The 23675-nt window shown below is 71.0% G+C and carries 26 protein-coding genes; 12 read left to right on the forward strand and 14 right to left on the reverse strand.

Annotation, left to right across the window (positions count from 1 at the left end; all coding sequences use genetic code 11):
• Positions 1–66: 66 nt before the first annotated feature.
• Positions 67–453, reverse strand: a complete 387-nt coding sequence (locus tag AC0L5F_RS14315; RefSeq protein ID WP_473314078.1) for a DUF4307 domain-containing protein — start codon at positions 451–453, stop codon at positions 67–69.
• Positions 454–563: 110 nt separating this feature from the next.
• On the opposite strand from AC0L5F_RS14315, the gene mca reads away from it, so the two are divergent.
• From mca to AC0L5F_RS14335, 4 genes are read left to right on the forward strand one after another with little or no spacing between them, the layout of a single operon-like run.
• Positions 564–1436, forward strand: a complete 873-nt coding sequence (gene mca / locus AC0L5F_RS14320) for a mycothiol conjugate amidase Mca (protein ID WP_473314079.1) — start codon at positions 564–566, stop codon at positions 1434–1436.
• A 3-nt stretch (positions 1437–1439) separates the two neighbouring features.
• Entirely contained in the window at positions 1440–2369 is a 930-nt protein-coding gene (locus AC0L5F_RS14325) for a cation diffusion facilitator family transporter (RefSeq protein ID WP_473314081.1), read from the forward strand.
• 21 nt (positions 2370–2390) lie between these two features.
• Positions 2391–2588, forward strand: a complete 198-nt coding sequence (locus AC0L5F_RS14330) for a hypothetical protein (RefSeq protein WP_473314082.1) — start codon at positions 2391–2393, stop codon at positions 2586–2588.
• A gap of 35 nt (positions 2589–2623) precedes the next feature.
• Entirely contained in the window at positions 2624–3412 is a 789-nt protein-coding gene (locus AC0L5F_RS14335) for a formate/nitrite transporter family protein (protein WP_473314083.1), read from the forward strand.
• Here the strand turns inward: AC0L5F_RS14335 and AC0L5F_RS14340 are convergent.
• Complete coding sequence (locus AC0L5F_RS14340) at positions 3405–3848, reverse strand: hypothetical protein (RefSeq protein WP_473314084.1); 444 nt, start codon at positions 3846–3848, stop codon at positions 3405–3407. The genes AC0L5F_RS14335 and AC0L5F_RS14340 overlap by 8 nt on opposite strands.
• A 23-nt stretch (positions 3849–3871) precedes the next feature.
• Between AC0L5F_RS14340 and AC0L5F_RS14345 the strand changes: the two genes are divergently transcribed.
• Positions 3872–5878 (forward strand): thioredoxin domain-containing protein, encoded by a 2007-nt coding sequence (locus AC0L5F_RS14345; protein WP_473314086.1) that lies wholly within the window; start codon positions 3872–3874, stop codon positions 5876–5878.
• Here the strand turns inward: AC0L5F_RS14345 and trhA are convergent.
• Positions 5850–6350: a PAQR family membrane homeostasis protein TrhA gene (trhA, locus tag AC0L5F_RS14350; RefSeq protein ID WP_473314087.1), complete on the reverse strand. Its 501-nt coding sequence runs from the start codon at positions 6348–6350 to the stop codon at positions 5850–5852. The two genes, AC0L5F_RS14345 and trhA, sit on opposite strands and share 29 nt — an antisense overlap.
• Before the next feature lie 219 nt (positions 6351–6569).
• On the opposite strand from trhA, the gene AC0L5F_RS14355 reads away from it, so the two are divergent.
• Positions 6570–7334 (forward strand): isoprenyl transferase, encoded by a 765-nt coding sequence (locus AC0L5F_RS14355; protein ID WP_473314088.1) that lies wholly within the window; start codon positions 6570–6572, stop codon positions 7332–7334.
• A gap of 233 nt (positions 7335–7567) precedes the next feature.
• Here the strand turns inward: AC0L5F_RS14355 and AC0L5F_RS14360 are convergent, their stop codons facing one another.
• Positions 7568–8017: a hypothetical protein gene (locus AC0L5F_RS14360; protein ID WP_473314089.1), complete on the reverse strand. Its 450-nt coding sequence runs from the start codon at positions 8015–8017 to the stop codon at positions 7568–7570.
• 239 nt (positions 8018–8256) lie between these two features.
• On the opposite strand from AC0L5F_RS14360, the gene AC0L5F_RS14365 reads away from it, so the two are divergent.
• Genes AC0L5F_RS14365 through AC0L5F_RS14390 form a run of 6 tightly spaced genes read left to right on the forward strand, consistent with a single transcriptional unit; the run spans position 8257 to position 15227 of the window.
• Complete coding sequence (locus AC0L5F_RS14365) at positions 8257–9600, forward strand: PhoH family protein (RefSeq protein WP_473314090.1); 1344 nt, start codon at positions 8257–8259, stop codon at positions 9598–9600.
• Between the two features lie 57 nt (positions 9601–9657).
• Positions 9658–10917, forward strand: coding sequence for an extracellular solute-binding protein (locus tag AC0L5F_RS14370; RefSeq protein WP_473316200.1), 1260 nt, complete (start codon positions 9658–9660; stop codon positions 10915–10917).
• A complete protein-coding gene (locus AC0L5F_RS14375; RefSeq protein ID WP_473314091.1) occupies positions 10914–11759 on the forward strand; it encodes an ABC transporter permease subunit in 846 nt (281 codons plus the stop codon). The genes AC0L5F_RS14370 and AC0L5F_RS14375 overlap by 4 nt, the downstream gene beginning before the upstream one ends.
• The gene (locus tag AC0L5F_RS14380; RefSeq protein ID WP_473314092.1) at positions 11756–12751 is read left to right on the forward strand and encodes a carbohydrate ABC transporter permease; all 996 of its coding nucleotides are present in this window, start codon (positions 11756–11758) and stop codon (positions 12749–12751) included. The genes AC0L5F_RS14375 and AC0L5F_RS14380 overlap by 4 nt, the downstream gene beginning before the upstream one ends.
• 1 nt (position 12752) lies before the next feature.
• Positions 12753–13895 (forward strand): ABC transporter ATP-binding protein, encoded by a 1143-nt coding sequence (locus AC0L5F_RS14385; protein WP_473314093.1) that lies wholly within the window; start codon positions 12753–12755, stop codon positions 13893–13895.
• A 3-nt stretch (positions 13896–13898) separates the two neighbouring features.
• Entirely contained in the window at positions 13899–15227 is a 1329-nt protein-coding gene (locus AC0L5F_RS14390) for a DUF2079 domain-containing protein (protein ID WP_473314094.1), read from the forward strand.
• 4 nt (positions 15228–15231) lie between these two features.
• Here the strand turns inward: AC0L5F_RS14390 and AC0L5F_RS14395 are convergent, their stop codons facing one another.
• The 10 genes from AC0L5F_RS14395 to AC0L5F_RS14440 are packed head-to-tail and all read right to left on the reverse strand — an operon-like array spanning position 15232 to position 23613.
• The gene (locus AC0L5F_RS14395) at positions 15232–15750 is read right to left on the reverse strand and encodes a hemerythrin domain-containing protein (protein ID WP_473314096.1); all 519 of its coding nucleotides are present in this window, start codon (positions 15748–15750) and stop codon (positions 15232–15234) included.
• A gap of 13 nt (positions 15751–15763) precedes the next feature.
• Positions 15764–17161, reverse strand: a complete 1398-nt coding sequence (locus AC0L5F_RS14400) for a class II fumarate hydratase (RefSeq protein WP_473314097.1) — start codon at positions 17159–17161, stop codon at positions 15764–15766.
• On the reverse strand, positions 17158–17799 hold the full coding sequence (locus tag AC0L5F_RS14405; RefSeq protein ID WP_473314098.1) for a spermidine synthase: 642 nt from the start codon (positions 17797–17799) through the stop codon (positions 17158–17160). Before AC0L5F_RS14405 ends, AC0L5F_RS14400 begins: the two co-directional genes overlap by 4 nt.
• A 9-nt stretch (positions 17800–17808) precedes the next feature.
• Entirely contained in the window at positions 17809–18846 is a 1038-nt protein-coding gene (locus AC0L5F_RS14410) for a sulfate/molybdate ABC transporter ATP-binding protein (RefSeq protein ID WP_473314099.1), read from the reverse strand.
• A complete protein-coding gene (locus tag AC0L5F_RS14415; RefSeq protein ID WP_473314101.1) occupies positions 18843–19607 on the reverse strand; it encodes an ABC transporter permease in 765 nt (254 codons plus the stop codon). The genes AC0L5F_RS14410 and AC0L5F_RS14415 overlap by 4 nt, the downstream gene beginning before the upstream one ends.
• A complete protein-coding gene (modA, locus tag AC0L5F_RS14420) occupies positions 19604–20332 on the reverse strand; it encodes a molybdate ABC transporter substrate-binding protein (RefSeq protein ID WP_473314102.1) in 729 nt (242 codons plus the stop codon). Before modA ends, AC0L5F_RS14415 begins: the two co-directional genes overlap by 4 nt.
• Positions 20329–20718, reverse strand: coding sequence for a TOBE domain-containing protein (locus AC0L5F_RS14425; protein WP_473314103.1), 390 nt, complete (start codon positions 20716–20718; stop codon positions 20329–20331). Before AC0L5F_RS14425 ends, modA begins: the two co-directional genes overlap by 4 nt.
• 49 nt (positions 20719–20767) lie before the next feature.
• Entirely contained in the window at positions 20768–21397 is a 630-nt protein-coding gene (locus AC0L5F_RS14430) for an FMN-binding negative transcriptional regulator (RefSeq protein ID WP_473314104.1), read from the reverse strand.
• Positions 21394–22299, reverse strand: coding sequence for an alpha/beta fold hydrolase (locus AC0L5F_RS14435; protein WP_473314105.1), 906 nt, complete (start codon positions 22297–22299; stop codon positions 21394–21396). Before AC0L5F_RS14435 ends, AC0L5F_RS14430 begins: the two co-directional genes overlap by 4 nt.
• A 36-nt stretch (positions 22300–22335) precedes the next feature.
• Positions 22336–23613 (reverse strand): HNH endonuclease signature motif containing protein, encoded by a 1278-nt coding sequence (locus AC0L5F_RS14440; protein ID WP_473314106.1) that lies wholly within the window; start codon positions 23611–23613, stop codon positions 22336–22338.
• Between the last annotated feature and the right edge of the window lie 62 nt (positions 23614–23675).

A 23675-nucleotide genomic window follows, 5' to 3' on the forward strand; every position in this document is an offset into this window, starting at 1 on the left:
TCACGTGGTGCCTCCCACGTGAATCACCCCGGGATCCTGCCCGGGGTGAACTGCAAAGACTACCAGTCAATCGCGCGGCACACACGTCCTGAGCACTCCGGTGACAGCCCGTCGTTCGGTGCGCACGTCGATCGTCAGGCGCTGCTCCGCGGTGGTGGAGCCGGGGACCTCGACGGTCTTCTCGCCCACGATGGCGTGGTCCGCGGACTGTGCGTAGACCGTGCACCGGACGTCGAGCGGCTCGGGTCGCACCAGGTCGAGGGTGATCGCGACGTTGTTGTCGTCCTTGACGTCGTAGGCATAGACCCGCGCCGAGATGGGTCGGTCCTGGAAGCCCACCCACGCCGCGAAGGCGATGCCGATGCCGATGCCGACGGCGGCGATGGTCGGCCAGAACCAGCGGGGTCGCACGGTTCGGCCGTAGCGGTCCTTCAGGTCGGTCGACTGGCTCACGGTCCCAGTGTCTCAGGCGGGAACACCCCGGGCGCAGGCGCTGTTGTCGTCAGGGAAGGATGGATCGCGAACGGACCGTCTGTGAACGTCCGGGACACCCAAGGAGAACCGTGGCCGAGAAGCTTCGCCTCATGCACGTGCACGCGCACCCCGACGACGAGTCGAGCAAGGGTGCCGCGTCCACCGCCAAGTACGTCGCCGAGGGCGTCGACGTGCACGTCGTCACGTGCACCGGCGGTGAGCGCGGCAGCATCCTGAACCCGCAGTTCCAGCACCCGGGCATCGAGGACGATCCAGAGCTGATCACCGAGATCCGCCGTGAGGAGATGGACCGGGCCCGCGAGATCCTCGGCGTCACCCAGGACTGGCTCGGGTTCGTCGACTCCGGCTGGCCCGAGGGAGATCCCAAGCCACCGTTGCCCGAGGGGTGCTTCGGGCTGGTGCCGGTCGAGGAGGGCGCCGAACCGCTGGTGCGCCTGATCCGCTCGTTCAAGCCGCAGGTACTGACCACGTACGACGAGAACGGCGGCTACCCGCACCCGGACCACATCAAGTGCCACGAGATCAGCGTGTTCGCCTTCGAGAAGGCCGCCGATCCCGAGTGGCACCCTGAGCTGGGCGAGGCGTGGCAGGTGTCGAAGCTGTACTACCACCTGGGCTGGAGCTACAAGCGCATCGAGGCGCTGTCCAATGCGCTCGCCGACCACGGTCTGGACAATCCCTACGAGGAGCGCTTCAAGAACTGGGAGCGCAAGCCCGAGGACGAGGACCGCCTGACCACCCGCGTCGAGTGCGCCGAGTACTTCCCCGTCCGGGACGCCGCCCTGCTGGCGCACGCCACCCAGATCGACCCCGACGGCTGGTTCTTCGCCGTGCCGCACGAGATCCAGGCCGAGGCATGGCCCACCGAGGACTACCAGCTGGTCACCTCGCACGTCGAGAGCCAGGTCCCCGAGACCGACCTGTTCGCCGGACTCCGCTAGCCGGTGAACGTCACGGTCGTGCTGGCGTTCGTGGCCAACGCCCTCGTGGCGCTGGCCAAGACGGCGGCCGCCGTGGTCACCGGATCGGCCTCGATGGTCGCCGAGGCCGCGCACTCGTGGGCCGACACCGGCAACGAGGTCTTCCTGGTGGTGGCCGACCGTCGGGCGCGCCGCCGCCCTGACCAGTCCCATCCGCTGGGGTACGGACGTGAGGCGTACGTCTGGTCGATGTTCGCCGCCGTCGGCCTGTTCGTGGCCGGCGCCGTCGTGTCCATCACGCACGGTGTGCGCCAGCTCGGCGCGGCGGAGGCGGCCGAGAACTACACGGTCGCCTACGTGGTGCTCGCGGTGGCGTTCGTGCTCGAGGGCACCTCGTTCCTGCAGGCGTTGCGTCAGGTGCACCGCCAGGCCGACGCGGCCGACCACACCGTGCTGCAGCACGCGCTGGACACGTCCGATCCCACCTTGCGGGCGGTGTTCGCCGAGGACTCCGCCGCGCTCCTGGGCATCGCCATCGCCGCCACCGGCATCGGCCTGCACCAGGCCACCGGCTCGCCGGTCTACGACGCGATCGGCTCGATCCTGGTGGGAGTGCTGCTCGCGGTGGTCGCGTTCGTGCTGATCGATCGCAACCGACGCTTCCTGGTGGGCGAAGCGGTGTCGGCGCCGATTCGCGCGTCGATCCTCGACCGGATCGGCCAGATGCCGGGGGTGGCGAGCGTCGGCTACCTGCACGTGGAGTTCGTCGGCCCGCACCGGGTCTACATCGTGGCCAGCGTCGATCTGGTCGGCGACGAGGCCGAGTCCACCGTGGCGGACCGGCTGCGCGAGCTCGAGCACCAGATGGAGTCCGAGGAGGCGGTGGTCGAGGCGGTGCTCACCGTGTCTCGTCCGGGTGCGCCGCCCGATGCCGACCTCGACGTCGCCCACTAGATCTGCGAGTAGGCTGGGGTCATGAACGCGTACGTTGCCCTGCTGTCCGCCACGGCCTTCGTGACCGCGGACGTGCCCATCACCCGCGACAACGTCAAGCCCGGCTGGGTCGCGCTGGGCATCGTGTTCGCCATGGGCGTCGCGCTGGTCTTCCTGATGCGCTCGTTCGCCAAGCACGCCCGTTCGGCTCGCCAGCCGTGGGAGGGCGAGGACTCCTAGCGGCAGCGGGAGCCGAGCGGCCCTAGAGTCGCGGCATGGAGACCAACCCCGAACGTCCCGAGCCCGAGGTCGAGGAGGCGTTCGACCGGCTGGTCGACGAAGGCGTCGAGCGCCTCGAACGCCCGCTTCCGGCACTGATCTCCACCGGCCTGCTCGGCGGCATCGACGTCGGATTCGGCGTGCTGGCCTATTTCGTGGTCAAGGAGGCGACCGGCAGCACCGTGCTGGCCGGCATCGCGTTCTCGATCGGCTTCGTCGGGCTGCTGCTGGCGCACAGCGAGCTGTTCACCGAGAACTTCCTCGTGCCGGTGACCGCGGTCATCGCCCGCAGCGGCACGGTCTCGGCGCTGGTGCGGCTGTGGGTCGTCAGTCTCGCGAGCAACCTCGTCGGCGGTCTGCTGATCATGTGGATCATGCTGACGGCGCGTCCCGACCTGAAACCCACCGTGGTCGAGGTGGGCACCCACTACGCCGAGCTGGGTGCCACGCCGCGCAGCTTCGCGCTGGCCGTGCTGGCCGGCGCCGTGATCACGCTCATGACCCGCATGCAGCACGCCACCGACAACCTCGGCGTGCAGATCGTGCCGGCCATCTTGTTCGGCTCGCTGCTGGCCGGAGCCGAGCTGTTCCACTGCGTGCTCGACGCGCTGTTCATGATGGGCGCGATGATCGGTGGCGCCGACGTCGGACTGGGTGCGTTCGCCGGCGCGGTCGGGTGGGCCCTGCTCGGCAACATGGTCGGTGGCATCGGTCTGGTGACCGGCATCCGGCTGCTCCGCGTGCCGAAGAAGGTCGAGGAGTCCCGCGAGTCGCCGGCTACCTGACCTGGCGCGGACGCAGGACGAAGGCGGTCACCGCCGCGATCGCGGCCACGCCGAACAGGCCGGCGGCCACCAGCACGTCGGTGGTCGTCGAGAAGTCGGCGGACACCGAGCCGTCGTCCTTGTGGGTGGCGCTGACGATGCTGCCGGCTCCGACGACGGCGAAGTTGAGGGCGAAGGAGACGCCGAGGCTCCAACCGAGAACCTCACGCCACCGGCGCTTGAACACGTTGGCCGAGATCGCCGCACCCACCAGTCCGACCCCGACGGCGATGACGGCGATGCCGACCAGGAAGGCGACGTGCTCCGCGACGCCGACGGTGTCGCGGAAGCCGTACGCGAACAGGAACACGACGAAGTAGCCGACGAAGCCGACGCCGATCGCGAGGGCCGCGATCAACGTGGCGGCCTGCGCCATCGCGCGACGGACGGGGTTCATGGCGGTCAGCCTAGGCTGACCGCGTGACCAACCGCCTCGCCTCGGCCACCAGTCCGTACCTGCTGCAGCACGCGGACAACCCGGTCGACTGGTGGGAGTGGGGCCCGGAGGCGCTGGCGCTGGCGCAGGAGCTGGACCGGCCGATCCTGCTGAGCGTCGGGTACGCGGCGTGCCACTGGTGCCACGTGATGGCGCACGAGTCGTTCGAGGACCCGGCCACGGCGGCGTACATGAACGACCACTTCGTCAACATCAAGGTCGACCGCGAGGAGCGTCCCGACGTCGACGCCGTCTACATGTCGGCGACCACCGCCATGACCGGCCAGGGCGGGTGGCCGATGACGTGCGTGCTCACGCCGGCCGGCGAGCCGTTCTTCGCCGGCACCTACTTTCCGCCCGAGCCGCGCCAGGGTCAGCCTGCCTTCACGCAGGTGCTGCAGGCGCTGGTCGACGCGTGGACCACCAAGCGCGGCGACGTCGAGAAGGTCGGCCGAGAGGTTCTGCAGCACCTCGGTGAGTCGATCGACGTCGGGGGAGCGCCGCTGACACCGGCCGACCTCGACGCCGCTGCGGCCACGCTCGCGTCGACGTATGACCACGACGCCGGCGGTTTCGGCACGAGTCCCAAGTTCCCGCCGTCCATGGTGCTGGAGTTCCTGCTGCGGCAGGCAGATCGCACCGGTGGCTCGCTCGACCTCGTGGCGGGCACCTGCGAGGCGATGGCCCGCGGCGGCATGTACGACCAGCTGTCCGGCGGCTTCGCGCGCTACTCGGTCGACCGGTTCTGGCGGGTGCCGCACTTCGAGAAGATGCTCTACGACAACGCGCAGCTGCTGCGCGTGTACCTGCACTGGTGGCGTCAGAGCGGGTCCGCGCTGGCCGAGCGCGTCGCCCGCGAGACCGGCCGCTTCCTGCTCGACGAGCTGCGCACGCCCGAGGGCGGCTTCGCCTCGGCGCTCGACGCCGACAGCCCCGACCCCTCCGGCGCGGTGCACGAGGGGGCGTACTACGCCTGGAACCCCCACCAGCTCATGCAGGTGCTCGGCGTCGCGGACGGCGCCTGGGCCACGCAGCTGCTGGGCGTCACCGGGCCGGGCACCTTCGAGCGCGGGTTCTCCACCCTGCAGCTGCGCGAGGACCCCGACGACGCCGAGCGGTGGGCCGACGTCCGGTCACGACTGCTGGCGTCGCGGGCCGCACGCGCGCGGCCCGCCCGCGACGACAAGGTCGTGGCGTCGTGGAACGGGCTGGCGATCACGGCGCTCGCCGAGGCCGGCGTGCTGCTCGACGAACCCGACTTCCTGGCGGCGGCCGTCGAGGCTGCCGAGCTGCTGGTCCGAGTTCACGCCACCGACGGCCCGGGTTTCGCGCGCACGTCGCGTGACGGTGTGGCCGGGGCGAACTCCGCGGTGCTGGAGGACCACGGAGCGGTGGCCGAAGCCTTCGTCGCCGTGCTCGGCGTCACCGGCGACGCGGTCTGGCTGGACCGCGCTCGGGTGCTGCTGGATCGCGCGCTCGAGCAGTTCGCCGCGCCCGACGGTCGGTTCTTCGACACCGCCGCCGACGCCGAAGCCCTCATCGTGCGGCCTCGCGACGAGTCCGACAACGCCTACCCGTCCGGCACCTCCGCCGTCGTGCACGCCCTGATCGGGTTCGCCGCCGTCACCGGCGAGCACCGTTACCGCGAGGCGGCCGAGCAGGCCGTCCAGGCAGCGGCGACGCTCGCCACGGGTGTGCCACGGTTCGCCGGGTGGACCCTGGCGGCTGCCGAGGCGCTGGTCGCCGGCCCGCTGCAGGTGGCGGTGGTGGGCGACCGCGAGGACCGCCACGACCTGCACCGGGCCGCCCTCGGGCTCACGTCACCCGGCGCGGTGGTGGTCGCCGGCGACGTGGGACTGGACGTCCCGTTGTTCGCCGACCGCACACTGGTAGACGATCACGCCGCGGCCTACGTGTGCGAGGGCTTCGTGTGCCGTCTTCCCGTGACCGATCCGTCGAAGGTCAGCGCTGCTGGTAGGCCAGCAGGCTGACGCCGACGTAGTGCACGATGAACGCCGCGATGGTGAAGGCGTGGAAGACCTCGTGGAAGCCGAAGTACTTGGGTGACGGGTTGGGCCACTTGAAGCCGTAGACGAGGGCGCCCACCGTGTACAGCGCGCCGCCGACGATCAGCAGCACCAGCACGGCCGTGGACGCGTTCTCGGCGAACTCGGGGAAGTACAGCACCGCGGCCCAGCCGAGCAGCAGGTACAGCGGCACGTACAGCCACCGCGGGGCGCCGATCCAGAACATCTTGAACAGCACGCCGGCGATGGCGCCGCCCCACACCAGCGACAGCATGATGATGGCGTGCTCGGTGCTCAGCAGCAGGACGGTGAACGGCGTGTAGGAGCCGGCGATCAGCAAGAAGATGTTGGCGTGGTCGAAGCGTTTCCAGAACGCGCGCATGCGGATCGACCACGAACCCGTGTGGTACGTGGCCGACACGCCGAACAGCAGCATCGAGCTGCACCATGAACACCGCCACGGCGAACCGCACCTTGACGTCGTTGGCGATCACCATCATCACGAGGAACGCGAAGAACGCCAGGGGGAGCGTGGCCGCGTGCAGCCAGCCGCGCAGCTTGGGCTTGATCTCGTCGACGGTGCCGCGCACCCGCGCGCCGACCTCGTCGACGAGGGTGTCGGTACCGGGGTCGGCCATGCGTTTACATTAGCCCCATGGCAGTCAGCGACGTCCTGTACGGCGCGTACGAGCGCAGACTCGCTCGATCCCTCGACGCCGACCGTCTTCCGCGACACGTTGGCGCGATCGTCGACGGCAACCGCCGCTGGGCCAAGGACGCGCGGCGCGACCTGGAGTCCGGCTACCAGGCCGGGGCCGCGAAGGTCGACGAGTTCCTCGAGTGGTGCCACGAGCTCGGTGTCGGCACGGTCACCTTCTGGGTGCTCTCGACCGACAACCTGCAGCGCGATGCCGCCGAGGTCGCCAGCATCATGGCGGCGGTCGAGGACATGGTCGACCGGCTCGCCGCGGACGGACGCTGGCAGGTAAACCTGCTGGGCAGTCTCGACCTGCTGCCGGCCGATGGCGCGGGCCGACTGAAGGCCGCGGCCGACCGATCGGTCGAGCACGGCGCGGAGATGAAGGTCAACATCTGCGTCGGCTACGGCGGACGCCAGGAGCTCACCGACGCGATGCGGTCGCTGCTGCTGGAGCAGGCAGCCAGGGGACGCAGCCTCGAGGACGTCGCGGCCACGCTGGAGGTCGACGACATCGCCGAGCACCTCTACACCAAGGGCCAGCCCGATCCCGACCTGGTGATCCGCACGTCCGGCGAGCAGCGGCTCTCCGGCTTCCTGCTGTGGCAGAGCGTGCACTCGGAGTTCTACTTCTGCGACGCCCTGTGGCCCGCGTTCCGCCGCGTCGACCTGCTGCGTGCCATGCGCTCCTACGCCGCCCGCGACCGCCGGTTTGGGACCTGAGCGGCGCTCAGAGCCGCCCGGACGCGAGGCGCTGGTGAGGTCGGGGGCTTGGGCGAGCGCGCACGCGTGGCCCGCCTCGGTCGCTCGTTCCTCGCTCCCTCACGGTCGGCCGCTGGCGGCCTCCCTGGCGAGCGGCGCTCAGAGCCGCCCGGACGCGAGGCGCTGGTGAGGTCGGGGGCTGGGGCGAGCGCGCATGCGTGGCCCGCCTCGGCCTCCCTGGCGAGCGGGCGGTCCTACAACTTCGCGGGGCAGCCGCCGTCGGCGCCGCTGGCTCCGCCGGTCATGGGTCCGGTGTCGTAGGTGGCCCAGGCGCCCGACTCGTTCTCGATGCACAGGCGGAACTCGGTGGCGTTCGCGTCGTACAGATATCCGCCGATGCTGTTGCCCGGGGCCAGCGTGATGCCGGCAGCCTTCAGCGACGTCTGGGCCTCGGCGAGCGTCTGCGGGTACGGGGAGCCGCGGTAGAAGCTCTCCAGGCGGGGCGCCACCTCGTTGACCTCGCTGCGGACGATGCCGAGCGTGTCCCCGGCATCGCCGTCCGTGGTCTCGGCTGCTGTCGGTGCAGCCGTCGGGGCAGCCGCGGTCGGGGGAATGCTCGGGGCGTCGACGATCTGGCTCTCGCCGCTGGAGCACGCGGACAGGCAGACGGCAGCCACGGCAGCGACGACGGCGAAGCGCTTCATGGCCGCCAGCCTAGGGTCGCTCGCGCGATCGCACCCGGTGAGCCGCACGGACGCGTTGAGGGTCCACAGAGTTCATCTGGGCGTCACACGGGCTCGGGCGTGTCGCCGACGATCGGCGACGGGTCAGGCATACGTTTCAAGAGTGCTGATGCCGCCCCCTGACATCACCCGCCGGGTCCACTTCATCGAGTAGATGCGACCGGCGCAGGGAGCGCGTGCGGTTCGCTGAGGAGGCAGCTGTGGCTGCTCAGAAGCGCACGAGCCCCGAAGGCACCACTGTTCGTCGGACGTACGTCCTCGACACCAGCGTGCTGCTGGCCGACCCGAACGCGGTGCTGAGGTTCCACGAGCACGAGGTCGTCATCCCGGTGGTGGTCATCACCGAGCTGGAGGGCAAGCGCCACGATCCCGAGCTCGGCTACTTCGCTCGCAGCGCCCTGCGCTTCCTCGACGACCTGCGGGTCGTGCACGGCACCCTCGACGTCCCCCTGCCGATCGGTGACGAGGGCGGCACGGTCCGGGTCGAGCTCAACCACACCGATCCGTCCTCGCTGCCGTCCGGCTTCCGGCTGGGCGACAACGACACGCGCATCCTGTCGGTGGCCCGCAACCTCGCCAACGAGGGCCACGACGTCACGATCGTGTCCAAGGACCTGCCCATGCGGGTCAAGGCGTCGGCCGTCGGACTCGTGGCGCAGGAGTACCGGGCCGAGCTGGCGCAGGAGTCCGGCTGGACCGGCATGCACGAGCTGGAGATCGACAGCGCCGACCTCGACACCCTCTACGAGACCGGGACGCTCGACCTGCTGGAGCTGGACGTCCCGGGTGTGGGCGACCTGCCGTGCCACACCGGACTGGTGCTGGTGTCCGACAAGGGCAGCGGACTCGGCCGGGTCACGGCCGACAAGCAGATCCAGCTGATCCGCGGTGACCGCGAGGCCTTCGGCATCCATGGCCGCTCGGCCGAGCAGCGCGTCGCGCTCGACCTGCTGCTCGATCCCGACATCGGCATCGTCTCGCTCGGCGGTCGTGCCGGCACCGGCAAGTCCGCCATGGCGCTGTGCGCGGGCCTCGAGGCCACCATGGAGCGCGGTCAGCACAAGAAGGTGGTCATCTTCCGACCGCTGTACGCCGTCGGCGGGCAGGAGCTCGGCTACCTGCCGGGCAGCGAGTCCGAGAAGATGGGCCCGTGGGGCCAGGCGGTCTTCGACACGCTCGGCGCGGTGGCCTCGCCTGCGGTGGTGGAGGAGATCCTCGATCGCGGCATGCTCGAGGTGCTGCCGTTGACCCACATCCGCGGCCGCTCGCTGCACGACTCGTTCGTGATCGTCGACGAGGCGCAGTCCCTGGAGCGCAACGTCCTGCTGACGGTGCTGTCGCGCATCGGCGCGAACTCCAAGGTGGTGCTCACCCACGACGTCGCCCAGCGCGACAACCTGCGGGTCGGCCGCCACGACGGTGTGGTCGCCGTGGTGGAGAAGCTCAAGGGCCACCCGTTGTTCGCCCACGTCACCCTCACCCGGTCGGAGCGCTCCCCGGTCGCGGCGCTGGTCACCGAGATGTTGGAGGACGTCACGCTCTGACCGGCTGGCCATCGACGCGATGGCCGCCGGACGTGGCATGGTTTCCCCGTGGCGTTGATGGGCGGAGGGGGCGTGCGTGGCGCGCTGGCGTCTGCCCTGCTGCTCGCCGTGGCGGCGTGCGGTGCCGACGAGGCCCCCTCGGGCACGGTGGTCGACTGGTACACGGTGCCCGGCCGTGACGACCAAGGGGTCCTCGCCGACGCGTGTGCCGCCGCGAGCGGCGGCGCCTACACGGTGCGGCTGCACCTGTTGCCCGCCGGAGTCGACGACCGGCACACCGAGCTGGTCCGACGACTGTCCGGTGCCAACGACACCGTCGACGTCGTGAGCCTCGACACCGCGTTCGTCGCCGAGATGGCCGGAGCCGGATTCCTCGCGCCGTTGTCGTCGGCCCAGCGCCAGGCGTGGGGCACGGGTGTCGTGCCGGGGGCGCTGGAGGCCTCGTCGGTGGACGGCGTGCTGGTGGCTGCACCGTGGTGGTTCGATCCGCAGCTGCTGTGGTTCCGAGGCGTGACGGCCGAGCGCGCCGGACTCGACGTGACCAAGCCCATCGCGTGGGAGGACCTGATCGCCGGCGCCGACCGCCTCCGCGTCCCGGTGCAGATCGAGGACGCCGACGGCGCGGGCACCTCGGAGTGGGTGGCCGCGCTCGTCGCGGCGGGCGGCGGCACGCTCGTGAGCGGCGACGGTGACAGCACCTCGGTCGATCTCGACTCCGCGGCGGGACGTGGTGCCGCGTCGATCGTGGAGTTCTATCGCGAGTCCCAGGTCGGGCCCGGACCGAGCGCGGATGCGGTCGACCGGTTCGCCGGCGACGGCGGCGGATTCCTGCTGGCGCCCAGCTCGGCGATCTCGGCCGACTCGATGCAGCAGGTCGCCGGCGAGCTCGGGGTCGCGGCCTATCCCACGATCACCGGCCCCACGACGACGTCCGGGGTCGCTGCTCCCGCCCCCGCGCCCGGCGCCGGGATCTCGCTGGCGATCGCGCGCGACGCCGCCGATGCCTCCGCGGCGGCCGATCTCGTCACCTGCCTGCTCTCCCCGACGCAGCAGCGCAGGCTCGTGGTCGACACGGGTCATGGCGCCGCCCGCGCGGCCACGTACGACGACGCGACGCTGGCCGAGGCCTCGTCCACCGCGACCGCCGTGCAGCAGGCGCTGACGACGGCTCGCCCCGTGCCGTCCACGGCGTACTGGACCGCGATCCGTCGCGCGATCGACGCCACGTGGTCGCCGATCGCCGACGTCACGGCCGACCGCACCCCGCAGGAGTCGCAGCGGGCGGCCACGGCAGCGATCGACGGTGAGCTGCCGTGAAGCGCCCCGCGGTCAATCGTGCGACGCTCGCGGCGTGGAGCTGGGTCGTGCCGGCGTTGCTGGTGCTCGTCCTGGTCACCCTCGTCCCGATCGGTCGGGCGGTCTGGACCTCCCTGCACCGGTCCGGTCTCACCACGGGAAGCACGTCGGTCGGCTTCGAGGCCTACGCCAGCGTGGTGACCAGCCGCCAGTGGTGGTTGGCGGTCGCCACCACGCTCGTGGTCGTCGCGGCGGTGGTGCTGGTGCAGCTGCTGCTCGGTGTCGTCCTCGGTTCCGCTCTCGGCCGCTGGACCCAGGTCTGGCCGGTGGCGAGGGTCGTCGTGCTGCTGCCGCTGGCGGCTCTGTCCGTGGTCTCGGTGGTGGTGTGGCGTGACGCCGCGACCACCGGCTTCGTCGCACAGTGGTTCGGCAGAGCCGACAGCGCGACTGGCTCCCTGGCCGCCGTCAGCGTCGCGGAGGTGTGGCGCGGCACCGGACTGGTCGTGGTCGTGGTCGCCGTCGCCCTGTCGAGGGTGTCGCCGTCGTTGCTGGCCGCCGCCACGGCCGACGGCGCCTCGGCGCTGCAGCGCTGGCGTCGGGTGGTCCTGCCGTCGATCGGTCCGGCACTGGCCGCGATCACCGTCTTCCGGGTGCTCGACACGTTCCGGGTGCTCGACGGCCCGCTGCTGGTCGATCGCGACGACACCTCGCTGCAGCCGGTCAACGTGCTGCTGTGGAACACCCAGTTCACCGACTTCGAGCTGGGGCTGGGCGCCGCGATGTCGATCGTCCTGCTGCTCGTCGGTGTCGTCCTCACGATGCTGCTGGTGCCGCTCCTGCGGGTCCGGAGGTGGGCCCTGTGACGTCCCTCGTCGACACGCGCATCCCGTCGATCCGGTCCCGGCTCACGGCGTCGGCGTTCACCTTCCTGCTCGGCTTCGGCGCTGCCAACTACGGCGTCTTCAGCGTGCCGCGACCCGACGTGTGGTTCTGGGTCGGCGCCTCGGCGGTGCTGATGGCCACGGGGGTGTTCGGCGTCCTCGCGGCCGACTCGCGGCGATCGTTCTCGATCTGGGCCATCCTCGGTACCGAGCTGTTCGCCGTGTTCACCATCGTTCCGCTGCTGTGGCTGGTCAGCGTCGCCACCACGCCCCCTGACACGACCCGCTCCTCGTTGCTGCCGGCCGGTGTCTCGTGGTCGGCCTTCACCGACGCGTGGCGCTCCGACGAGCTGGTGGGAGCCGCCGGCACCACGGCGCTGGTGGCCGGGCTGGCCACCGTGATCGCGATGGCGCTGGCGGTCCCGGCGGCGATCGGACTGGTGCGGCACGTGGGGCGCGGACGCCGAGTCGTCTACGGCGCCTTCGTGGTCGCACTCGTGCTGCCCACGCTCGTGCTCGCCGCCCCCGCATCGGCCCAGCTCCTGACCTGGAACCTGTCGCAGTCGCGTCTGGCGATGGTCGTGCCGACACTCGCGGTGTCGCTGCCGCTGGCGGTCTGGCTCGGCGTGCGGCTGGTGCGGCGGGCGCCGTGGACGCTGCACACGGCGATGCGGGCCGACGGGGCCACCCGGCGACAGCGCGTGCGGCGCTTCGTCCTGCCCTACCTCGGCCTCGATGTGCTGCTGGTCACCGTCATCGTCTTCTACTGGACCGCCGGTGACGTCGCCCTCGGGCTCGGCATGGCCCCGACCGACGCCACCCGACCGCTGCCGGCCACGGTGCTGGTGCTCACCGGGCAGGGTCAGGTCTCCAGTCCCGTGGTGGCCGCCGTCGGCATCTGGTGGATCCTGCCGGCGGTGCTGGTGCTGCTGGTGTTCTCGCGACGTATCGTCGCCCTGATGGAGAGGCCCTGACATGGCGTCGATCGAACTGCGGGACGTCACGGTGCGTCGTGGTGGGCGAGCGCTGCTCGAGAACGTCAACCTCACGGTCCCCGACGGGTCGACCCTCGCAGTGGTGGGACCGCACGGTGCCGGCAAGTCGCTGCTGCTGGCCGTGCTGGTGGGCCTGCACGAACCGACCGAGGGTGACGTCCTCGTCGACGACGAGGTCGTGACCGCGGAGTCGCCACGCGCCCGCGACCTGTCCATGGTGTTCGACGACTTCGCCCTGCACCCGCGCCTCGACGTCTACGACAACCTCGCGTTCTCCTCCACGCTGCGCCGTGGTTACGACAAGGCAGGCCTGGCCGAGCGGCTCGAGGAGGTCGCGGAGTTCCTGGCCCTCGACCGCGTGCTGGACGAGCAGCCCGAGGACCTCGACCCCGCCCTGCGGCAGCGGGTCGCCACGGGCCGCGCGCTGGTGCGTGAGGCCCGGGCGTACCTGCTCGACGAGCCGTTCTCCGCCCAGTCCGATCGCATGCGCCCCCACGTGCGGTCGGTGGTGCTGCAGTTCCAGACCGACCGCCGTCGCACCACCGTGCTCACCACCTCGAACGTCGACGAAGCACTGTCGTCGGCCGACCGGGTCGCCGTGCTGCACCAGGGCTTCGTGCACCAGGTCGGCACCCCGCGCGAGCTGTACGAGAGGCCCGCGGACATGTTCGTCGCCGGCTACCTCGGCGCGCCGCCGATGAACCTGATCCCGGGGTTCCCGGGCGACTCGGGCATCGAGACGCCGGTCGGGACGTTCGCCGTGGACGGCGCGCTGCGCCAGCGGCTGTCAGGGCGTGACGTCGTGGTGGTGGGCGTGCGTCCGGAGCACCTGTTCGAGTCCGCGGACGTCCCGGACGGTGGATTCGGTCTCACGGCGACGGTCGACGACGTGGAGTGGCGCGGTCGAAGCCAGTTCGCGTACCTCGGCTACGACATCGACCCGGGCGTCGAGGAGGTGCTCAGCGAGGTCGAGGACCTGGTCGAGTTCGACCTGTTCCAGAGCTTCGTCGCCGCCGAGCTGTCTCCGGTGAACTCGATCGTCGCGGGTCGGCCGTTGTCGGTGGCCGCGCGCCACGAGCACGTGCACGTGTTCGACCCGGTCAGCGGCGAGAACCTCACCTGACCCGTGCGGACTCTCCTCACCGTCCTCATCAGCGCCCTGGCCGCGATCGGCTACGGCGCGGTCGCGCTCGTGCAGTTCGCCACGTTCGTCCCGGTGTCCTACGACAACGGCATCTTCCAGCAGGCGGTCAAGAGCTATGCGCGCCCGGGTGCACCGATCGTCGACATCAAGGGGCCGGGCGGCTACAACATCCTCGGCGACCACTTCTCGCCGATCGACGCGCTGATCGCCCCGGTCTACCGGGTGTTCCCGTCAGCGGAGACGATCCTGCTGGCCCAGGTGGTGCTGATCGCCGTGTCCGTCGCGGTCATCGCCCACCTGGCCATGCGCGTGCTGGGCACGGGGTGGGGCGCCGCGGTCGGCGTCATGTACGCCGTGTCGTTCGGTCTGCAGTCGGCCGTGGCGGCGAACTTCCACGAGGTCGCCTTCGCGGCTCCGCTGCTGGCGCTTGCCGGTGCGGCGTACGTGGATCGTCGGTGGCGGGCCGTCGTCGGCTGGTCGCTTCCGCTGCTGCTGGTCAAGGAGGACCTCGGGCTCACCGTGGCGGCCGTCGGTGTGGTGCTGTCCATGGAGGGACAACGACGGGTCGGGCGAGCGGTCGCGATCGGCGGTCTGGTCGCCACCGCGCTCACGGTGCTGGTCATCATCCCGGCCTTCGCCACCGACGGCTACGCCTACGCGTCGACGCTCGGCGGCGACCGCGGGATCATCCGCACCTTCACCGACCAGCCCGGACTCAAGGTCGGCACCGCGGTGCTCACCGTGGCGATCACGGGCTTCGCGGCGATGTTCTCGCCGTGGGCGCTGCTGGTGCTGCCGACGCTGGCGTGGCGGTTCGCCGGCGACAACGCGGCGTACTGGGGCACCGACTACCACTACTCGCTGGTGCTGATGCCGATCGTGTTCGTCGCGGCGATCGACGGGATCCGGCGCCACCGGCCCCTGATCTGGTTGGTCCCGGTCGGAGCGGTGGTCAGCGCGTTCACCCTCATCGGTTCGCCGCTGGCGGGCCTGCTCCAGCCCGCCACGTACGAGGCGGCGCCACGGGTCGCGACGGCTCGCGAGATCGTCGCCACGATCCCCGACGGCGACTCGGTGGAGTCCGACATCGGCCTGATCACGCACCTGGTCACTGATCACCAGGTCTACTGGCTCGGCTCCACGCGGGCCGGCCAGACACCGCCGGACTGGATCGCCTTCGACGTCGCCGGCGGCTTCGGCTCACCGGCCGACGTGCGTGCGTACGCGTTCGACAAGTACGGCGAGGTCTACGAGCCGGTTCTCGATCGCGACGGCTACGTGCTGGTGCGCAAGCCCGCCACGACCGGCTGACCGCTCAGGTGTCGCCGCCGGACTCCACGTACTCGTCGGGATCGCGGTCGGTCGCCTCGATGCCGGTGGCGTGCTGCGCCTCGTACACCAGGAACTTCACGGCGATGTCGTGCCGGGTCTGCAGGTCGGAGTGCTGGCGCACGTCGGCGAGGTCCTCGCGCTCCTCCTCGGCCATGTGATCGCTGTTGGCCAGGCGAGCATCGATGACCGCGGTCCACCATGCGTCGGTGCCCACCTCGGCCTCGTCGGCCCTACGGACCGCGTCGCGGATGTCGTTGTGGTCGCCGATGGCGTCCTCGGTCTCGTCAGCGGCGCTGTCGGCACCGCCCGCGCCGCGGCCGACCTTGAGCACCTCGGGGTAGAAGAATCGCTCCTCGGCCTCGGCGTGCACCTCGAGCAGGATCGCGAGCTGCTTCCACACGGCGGCCAGGGCGTCGGTGTCGTCGCGGTCGATCTCGTCGAGGACGGCGAACAGCCGCCTCTGCTGGTGGTGCTGGAACAAGATGACGTCGGTGATGTCCATCAGGCGGTCCTCCTCACGGGTGGGTCATGCTCATGACGTCGAGGGCGCTGTCGAGGTCGGCCTCGGAGATGTCACCGCGCTCCACGTAGCCCTCGTCGATGACGACCTGTCGGATGGTCTTGCGCTCCTTGACCGAGATCTTGGCGACCTTGGCGGCGTTCTCGTACCCGATGTGGCGGTTGAGCGGCGTGACCACCGACGGGCTGGACTCGGCCAGCTCGAGGCAGCGCTCGGTGTTGGCGGTGATGCCGTCGATGCACCGGTCGGCCAGGACGGTCGACGCATTGGCCAGCAGGCGCATCGACTCCAGGATGTTGCGGCCGATGACCGGCAGCATCACGTTGAGCTCGAAGACACCCGACGCACCTGCGGTGGCGATGGTCGCGTCGTTGCCGATGACCTGGGCGGCCACCATGAGCGTGGCCTCGGGCAGCACCGGGTTGACCTTGCCGGGCATGATGCTCGAGCCGGGCTGCAGGTCGGGCAGGTTGATCTCGCCGAGTCCCGTGCGGGGTCCGGAGCCCATCCAGCGCAGGTCGTTGCAGATCTTGGTGAGGCTGACCGCGATGGTGCGCAGCTGGCCACTCATCTCGACCAGCCCGTCGCGGGCGCTCTGCGCCTCGAAGTGGTCGACCGCCTCGGTGATCGGCAGACCGGTGCCCTCGGCGAGCAGCTCGATGACGCGCTGCGGGAAGCCGATGGGGGTGTTGATGCCGGTGCCGACGGCGGTGCCACCGAGTGGGACCTCGGCGGTGCGGGGGAGCGAGGCCTCGACGCGCTCGATGCCGCGGCGGATCTGGGCCGCGTAGCCGCCGAACTCCTGGCCGAGGGTCACCGGCGTGGCGTCCATCAGGTGGGTGCGGCCGGACTTCACCACGGTCTCGAACTCGGCCGACTTGGCCTCGAGGGACGTCGCCAGGTGGTCGAGGGCCGGGACCAGCTCGTTCATCGCCGAGGCGGTGGCGGCCACGTGGATCGAGGTCGGGAACACGTCGTTGGACGACTGGCTGGCGTTGACGTGGTCGTTGGGGTGCACGTCCTTGCCGAGGGACTTCGAGGCCAGCGTGGCGAGCACCTCGTTGGTGTTCATGTTGCTCGACGTTCCGGACCCGGTCTGGAACACGTCGATGGGGAACTGGTCGTCGTGGTTGCCGGCGGCGACCTCGGCCGCGGCCGCGACGATGGCGTCGGCGACGTCCTGGTCGAGGATGCCGAGCTCGGCGTTGGCGCGGGCGCAGGCCGACTTGATCTGCGCGAGCGCGCGGATCTGGGCGGACTCGATCGGGGTGCCGGAGATCGGGAAGTTCTCGACGGCGCGCTGCGTCTGGGCTCGCCAGAGGGCGGCGGCGGGCACCTTGACCTCGCCCATGGTGTCGTGCTCGATGCGGTACTCGGTGGTGTTGTCGGTCATGTGGCGACTGTATCGACGCTCTGGGGACCGGTGCCCGTGAGGACCCAGTAGTGCTCGTCGCGCGTCTGCAGGCGCACCGGCACGCGGCGGACCGACACCTGCTCGAAGGCGGTGCCGAGGGCGTCGCGCAGGGGCGCTGAGTCCGCCATCGACCAGACCGCCAGGTGACCGTGGGGGCGCAGCCGCGCGGCGCAGTCGGCGACGAAGCTCGACTGGTACAGGTCGGCGTTGTGCTCGTGCACCAGGAAGTCCGGCCCGTTGTCGACGTCGAGGCAGATCGCGTCGAGCGAGGCGAGCGGCTGGGTGCGCAGCACGTCGCGGACGTCGCCCACGACGACCTCGGCGCGCGGGTCGTCCAGCAGGTCTCTGCCCGGAATCGTGCCGTCGCACATCCACTGGAGGATCTCGGGGTGCAGCTCGGCCACCACCACGCGGCTGACGCGGTCGTGCGCGAGCAGCTCGCGCAGGGTGAAGCCGAGCCCGAGGCCGCCGACCAGCACCTCGGCCGCACCGAGGTCGGTGACGTGCCGCGCCAGCAGGCGTTCTGAGCTGGTCTCGCGATCGTCCATGACGAACACGCCGTTGACCCGCAGCTCGAGCGCCCCGTCGTCGCGGCGCCGCAGGTGCACCTCCGACATGGGGGCAGTCTAGGTGGGGTAGATCGCGACCTCGGAGGCCTTCACCACGAAGTGCACCGGCGTCCCGGGGGCGAGGTCCAGTGCGGCCACGGCGGTCGCGGTGACGTCGGCGTTGAGTCCGCCGGCCCGCACCCGCACCTGGGACCCGCGAGGCTCCAGCTGCTCGACCGTGGTGGCGAACGCGTTGCGGGGGCTGCCCTGTGGTGCGTCGAGGAACACCGCGACGGCGCTCGGGTCGAACACCGCGACGGCCGGCGCACCCTCGGCGATCAGGTCGTCGGCGACCCCGACGACCTGGGTCCCGTCGGCCGCCCGCACGGCCCCGTCGACGTGGGTGCCGCGCACCAGGTTGAGACCGGCCAGCTGCGCACCGAAGGCACTCCGCGGTCGCGCGAAGACCTCCCGCGTCGGCCCGGCCTCGACCACCCGCCCGGCCTCGACCACCACGACACGGTCGGCGAGCAGCAGCGCGTCGAGCGGGTCGTGGGTGACGATCACGGCGGTGCGGTCGGCCAGGACGCGCCGCAGCATCTGCCGCATCGCCGGCACCACTGTCACGTCGAGCGCCGCCATGGGCTCGTCGAGCATCAGCAGGCGCGGTCCGGCGGCCAGGGCACGTGCGACCGCGACTCGCTGGGCCTGGCCACCGGACAGCTGCGCAGGTCGGCGGTCGGCCAGGTCGTCGGCGTCGACCTCGGCCAACCATCGGCGGGCCGTCGCGCGCGCCGATGCCCGTGACGATCCGGTGCTCCGAGGCCCGAACGCCACGTTGTCGAGCGCCGTCAGGTGGGGAAACAGCAGCGGTTCCTGGGCGAGCAGGGCGGTGCGGCGCCGGTGCGGCGGCAACCAGTGGTCCGCGTCGAAGAGGGTCTCGTCATCGAGGGTCACGGCGCCGGCGTCAGGACGCAGCGTGCCGGCGATGGCAGCGAGCAGCGACGACTTGCCCGCGCCGTTGGGGCCGATGATCGCGACGGTCTCGCCGGCGGCCACCTCGAGGGTCAGGTCGAGGTCGCGGTCGGCGAACCGGGCGCTGGCGGTCAGGCTCATGGGCGTCGCACCAGTCCGATGACGAGCACGGCCACCACGACGAGCACCAGGGAGAGGGCGACGGCCGCATCGGGGTCGGTCTCGCGCTGCAGGTAGATCTCCAGCGGCAGCGTGCGGGTGGTGCCCTGCAGGCTGCCGGCGAACGTGATGGTCGCTCCGAACTCGCCGAGGGCGCGGGCGAACGACAAGATCGCGCCGGACAGCAGCCCGGGGAGCACCAGCGGCAGGGTCACCCGGCGCAGCACGGTGGTCGGGTTCGCTCCGAGCGTCGCAGCCACCACCTCGTACCGTTCGCCTGCGGTGCGCAGGCTGCCCTCGAGGCTCACGACCAGGAAGGGGAGGGCCACGAAGGTCTGAGCGATGACGACGGCGGTGGTCGAGAAGGCGATCTGCAGGCCGAGCACCTGCAGGGTCTCGCCCAGCAGGCCGCGACGACCGAACGTGTAGAGCAGGGCGATGCCGCCGACGACCGGCGGCAGCACGAGCGGCAGCAGCACCAGTGCCCGCAGCACGCCCTGGCCGCGAAAGCTCGTGCGCGCGAGCACGATGGCCATCGGCACACCGAGCAGGACGCAGAGCAGGGTCGACGCGGCAGACGTGCGCAGGCTCAGCAGCAGCGCCGCGCGCGACGACTCCGACGAGATCAGGCCGATGAAGTTGGCCCAGTCGACACGGGCGGCGATCGCCACCAGCGGCAGCAGCACGAACAGGGCGCCCACCGCCGCCGGCAGGTAGATCCAGCGGGGCAGCTGGCTCGTCACGGGGCCCCGAACCCGGCAGCGCGCAGCACCTTCTGGCCGGCGGCGCCGGTGACGAAGTCGATGAACTCCTGCGCCAGCCGGCGGTCGGTCAGCGGAGCGATCGGATAGGTGTTGACGACCCGAGCAGCTTCGGGAAACTCGATCCCGTTGACCTTGGAACCGGCGCTGGTCACGTCGGTCACGTAGACCAGCCCGGCGTCCGCCTCGCCGGTGATGACCTTGTTCAGGACGTCGGTCACCGACTGCTCCTCGCTGACCGGTGTGATGTCGATGCCGGCGGCCTTCTCGACGCCGACGGAGGCGTTGCCGCAGGGCACCTCGGGCGCGCAGAGCACGACCTTGACCTTCGGGTCGGCGAGATCGCCCAGCGACGTGATGCCGGCCGGGTTGTCCGGGGGCGTGACGATCTCGAGGACGTTCGTGGCGAAGTCGCGTGGTCCCGCGGTCGTGAGGTCGTCGGTCAGCTTGGTCATGTTCTGGGTGTCGGCGGAGGCGAACACGTCGGCCGGCGCACCCTGCTGGACCTGCGCCACGAGGTTGGACGATCCGTCGAAGTTGAAGCGGACCGTGACGCCGGGATTCGCGGCCTCGAACTGCTGGCCGATCTCGGTGAAGGTGTCCTTGAGCGATGCTGCGGCGTAGACGGTGAGGGTCTGCTGGGACCCGGGCTGGCTGCCGCAGGCCGCGACGAGCAGCAGCGCGAGGGCGACGGCGAGGCGCTTCACGAGGCCGCCTCGACGATCACGTTGGTGGACTTGATGACGGCTGCCGCGATCGACCCGGGCTCCAGTCCGAGCTCGTCGACGGCCTCGCTGCTCATCAGCGAGACCACGCGAAACGGGCCGCACTGCAGCTCGACCTGCGCCATCACCGTGTCGGCCGTGACCTTGGTGACCAGCCCGACGAACCGGTTGCGCGCCGAGCTGTGGCCGGGCGCGTCGGGGCTGTCGGCCTGGGCCTTGGCGAACTCGGCGAGCTCGCGCCCCTCGATGGCCATCCGGCCGCCGGGATCAGCGCTGGCGCTCAGGGCCCCCGCGCCGATCCAGCGCCGCACCGTGTCGTCGCTGACCCCCAGGAATCGGGCAGCATCAGAGATCCGTACCTGCGTCATGCAGAGAACACTAGAGCATCATCTGCGGAACTTCTGCGTGAATGGGCCCTCAGGTGCGGTAGCCAACGCCCTCGGTGCGGGCTCGCTCCATGTCGTCGGCCAGCGCTGGGTGCTCGTAGGGGCCGGGGGTGCGCAGGTGGTCGATGACGCTCTGCACCGACCGTGCGTCCTTGTCCTGGCTCATCTTGACCTTGAGCGTGAACCGGTCGACCGGGATGCGCAGGCCGACGGTGCCGCGGGCCACGGTGGCGCCGTACTCCTGGTCGAGCCACATCGGGTCGTCGACGTGGGTCTCGAAGTGCTCGACGAGCCGGGTCAGCACGCGCAGGTTCTCGTCCGCGTCCAGCACCTGCGGCACGCCGTGCAGGTGGGCTGCGGTGAAGTTCCAGGTGGGCGCCTGGCTGGACCCGGGCGCGTACCAGCTGGGGGAGACGTAGCCGTGATGCCCTTGGAGCACGACCAGCACCTCGCCGCCACCGCCGAAGCCGTGCAGCTTCTCGTCGGGGCGGCCCACGTGGGTGAGCAGGGCGAAGGGGTGGTCCGCGTCGAGCAGGACCGGGTAGTGGGAGGCGACCAGGTCGCCGTCGTGGTGGCTGATGATGGTGGCCCAGGGGTGCTCGGCCACCAGTCGGCGCACGAGGTCGGTGTCGTCGCTGGCGTGCCGGGGGTTGTGCCTCATGGGCTGGTGACGGCCCGGTCGATGGTCTCGGCGATGGCCTCGACGAACGTCGGGTACAGCTGCACCGGGATGTCGTGTCCCATGCCGGCGATCTCGAGCAGCTCGGCTCCGGGGACGGCCTCGGCGGTGGCGCGGCCGCCGGACTTGTTGACCAGCGGGTCCTCGAGTCCGTGGATCACGGTGGTGGGAACGTCGAGCCCGCGGAGGTCGTCGGTGCGATCGGGCTGGGTGAGCACCGCCAGCATGTGGCGGCCGACGCCGCTGGCGATCCAGCCGCGGTCGTAGGTCTCGGTGGCGCGTGCGACGGCGCGGTCGCGCTCGGTGGGGAAGGCGGGAGAGCCGATGGTGCGCATGGTCCTGAGCGTGCGGGCGATGTAGGCGTCGCGGGTGTGGCCGGCCGAGCCGAGCATGGCCGGGATGACCTTGGGGTTGAGCAGTCCGACGGTCCGCTTGCCGGTGGTGGACATGATCGACGTCATCGACAGCACCCGGTCCGGCTCGTCGATGGCGAGGGTCTGGGCGATCATGCCGCCCATCGAGACGCCGACGACGTGGAACATCGGCACTCCGAGATCGTCGAGCAGGCCGATGGCGTCGCCGGCCAGGTCGCCGATGGAGTAGGGCGCGTCGGATCCGATTCCGGCGAACGCGCGGAGGATGTCGAGCTTGCCGACGCGGTGCTGGCGCAGCTTGGTGGATCGTCCGGTGTCGCGGTTGTCGTAGCGGATCACGTGCAGGCCACGGGCGGCGAGCAACTCGCAGAAGTCGGTGGTCCACCACCCCATCGGGCCGCCGAGGCCCATGACGAGCAGGACGGTCGGGTCCTTGGGGTCACCGAAGGTCTCGTAGCAGATGTCGATCCCGGAGGGCAGGGACGCGAACTTCTCACCGGACTCGGGCATGCGGAGGATTCTATCGGCGCAGCGGGTGGTGCGCCGTCACGGACGCCAGCGGTGGTTGCGGCGCCAGACGGTGGTGCCGGGTGCGCGGAACTCCATGACCCCGTCGTCGCCTGCGCGGACGTTCCAGCCCTGGTGGTGGACGGTGCGGTGGTGGTGCGAGCAGAGAAGCACTCCGTCGGCCACGTCCGTGCGACCCCCGCCGGCCCACGGCTGTCGCCAGTGGTGGGCCTCGCACCATTGCGGCGGTCGGTCGCAGCCGGGGAAGGCGCATCCGTGGTCGCGGATGCCCATGGCGACCTTCTGGGCCCTGGTGAAGAGGCGCCGCTGGCGCCCGAGGTCGAGCGGGACGGAGGCGCCGCCCATGACGGCGGGGAGGATGTCGGCGCGGCAGGCGGTGAGGCGGGCTTCGTCGGCCGACATCCGGGTGCCGGTGGACAGTGTGCCGGCGGTGGCTGCTCCGGTGAGCGTGTCGTGATCGAGGTGGACGACCATCACGGGTGCGGCGTCGGTGATGTTCTCGGCCGTGAGGTGGCCGCACAGCTCGGCGAAGGCGCGGCCCATGCGATCCGGCGCGGTGCCGTGGTGCGTGCGGTGATCGGACAGGTGCTCGCGGCGCGGTGCGGCGACGGCCTCGACGGCAGCACGGAGCATGTCGGCCTGTGCCTCGGGAACGGTGAAGCGGCCCGAGTGGGTGCCGTCGCGGTTGTCCCACAGGGAGAACTCGGACCGAGCCCACGCGCGCTGCTCGCGGTCGCGCAGCTGCTCGCTCTCGTGGGCATCGACCTCCGGCTTGGGCTGGAAGGTGTCGGTGACCCGGAGCGCGCGGCGCTCGAGGTCCTTGGCGGTGAGCCTCTGCGCGTCGTCGACGAGGGTGCGTTGGCACTGCTCGCGCTGGGCCGGTGTGGTGTCGGGTGGGAGCGTCGAGGTGGCCTTGGCGATGGTCTGCGCCTGTCGCTCGCTGAGGCGGCCGTCGGCCTGGGCCCGGGCGACGACGCCGGCCTCGGCCAGATTCCTTCCGGCGCGCGCCATGCGGTCGCCCGCGGCGCGATCGCCGCCGAAGGAGGCAGCCAGCAGGGCGCCGGTGGACGACGCCCCGGACCGCTGCGCGAGCCCGGACTCGTCGAGCGCCCGCACCACCGCAGCCTGGTGGGCGGCGACGCGGGAGGCGACTCGCATGAGTCGCTCGGCGATTTGCTGCAGCTCGGTCTCCTCGAGCCCGTCCCACCCGTCGATGGACATGCCGGCCAGCGCGCTCTCGAGCCCCTGCACCCCGCGCAGCAGCGGGTGCGGAAAGGCGATGGCAGCGGCCGTCATGATCCCCCGATCACGTTCGAACTGATGTTCTAACGATATATCGGGTGGCGTGTCAATGCAAG

Source organism: Aeromicrobium sp. 10G20-16, assembly GCF_055809665.1.

Coding starts and splice junctions, on each gene's coding strand:
- AC0L5F_RS14335 (WP_473314083.1), top strand. CDS start 2,624: ATGGAGACCAACCCCGAACGTCCCGAGCCCGAGGTCGAGGAGGCGTTC.
- AC0L5F_RS14440 (WP_473314106.1), bottom strand. CDS start 23,613: ATGACGGCCGCTGCCATCGCCTTTCCGCACCCGCTGCTGCGCGGGGTG.
- AC0L5F_RS14435 (WP_473314105.1), bottom strand. CDS start 22,299: ATGCCCGAGTCCGGTGAGAAGTTCGCGTCCCTGCCCTCCGGGATCGAC.
- AC0L5F_RS14405 (WP_473314098.1), bottom strand. CDS start 17,799: ATGTCGGAGGTGCACCTGCGGCGCCGCGACGACGGGGCGCTCGAGCTG.
- trhA (WP_473314087.1), bottom strand. CDS start 6,350: ATGCTGCTGTTCGGCGTGTCGGCCACGTACCACACGGGTTCGTGGTCG.
- AC0L5F_RS14340 (WP_473314084.1), bottom strand. CDS start 3,848: ATGAACCCCGTCCGTCGCGCGATGGCGCAGGCCGCCACGTTGATCGCG.
- AC0L5F_RS14430 (WP_473314104.1), bottom strand. CDS start 21,397: ATGAGGCACAACCCCCGGCACGCCAGCGACGACACCGACCTCGTGCGC.
- AC0L5F_RS14425 (WP_473314103.1), bottom strand. CDS start 20,718: ATGACGCAGGTACGGATCTCTGATGCTGCCCGATTCCTGGGGGTCAGC.
- AC0L5F_RS14330 (WP_473314082.1), top strand. CDS start 2,391: ATGAACGCGTACGTTGCCCTGCTGTCCGCCACGGCCTTCGTGACCGCG.
- AC0L5F_RS14400 (WP_473314097.1), bottom strand. CDS start 17,161: ATGACCGACAACACCACCGAGTACCGCATCGAGCACGACACCATGGGC.
- AC0L5F_RS14355 (WP_473314088.1), top strand. CDS start 6,570: ATGGCAGTCAGCGACGTCCTGTACGGCGCGTACGAGCGCAGACTCGCT.
- AC0L5F_RS14395 (WP_473314096.1), bottom strand. CDS start 15,750: ATGGACATCACCGACGTCATCTTGTTCCAGCACCACCAGCAGAGGCGG.
- AC0L5F_RS14370 (WP_473316200.1), top strand. CDS start 9,658: ATGGGCGGAGGGGGCGTGCGTGGCGCGCTGGCGTCTGCCCTGCTGCTC.
- AC0L5F_RS14385 (WP_473314093.1), top strand. CDS start 12,753: ATGGCGTCGATCGAACTGCGGGACGTCACGGTGCGTCGTGGTGGGCGA.
- AC0L5F_RS14360 (WP_473314089.1), bottom strand. CDS start 8,017: ATGAAGCGCTTCGCCGTCGTCGCTGCCGTGGCTGCCGTCTGCCTGTCC.
- AC0L5F_RS14410 (WP_473314099.1), bottom strand. CDS start 18,846: ATGAGCCTGACCGCCAGCGCCCGGTTCGCCGACCGCGACCTCGACCTG.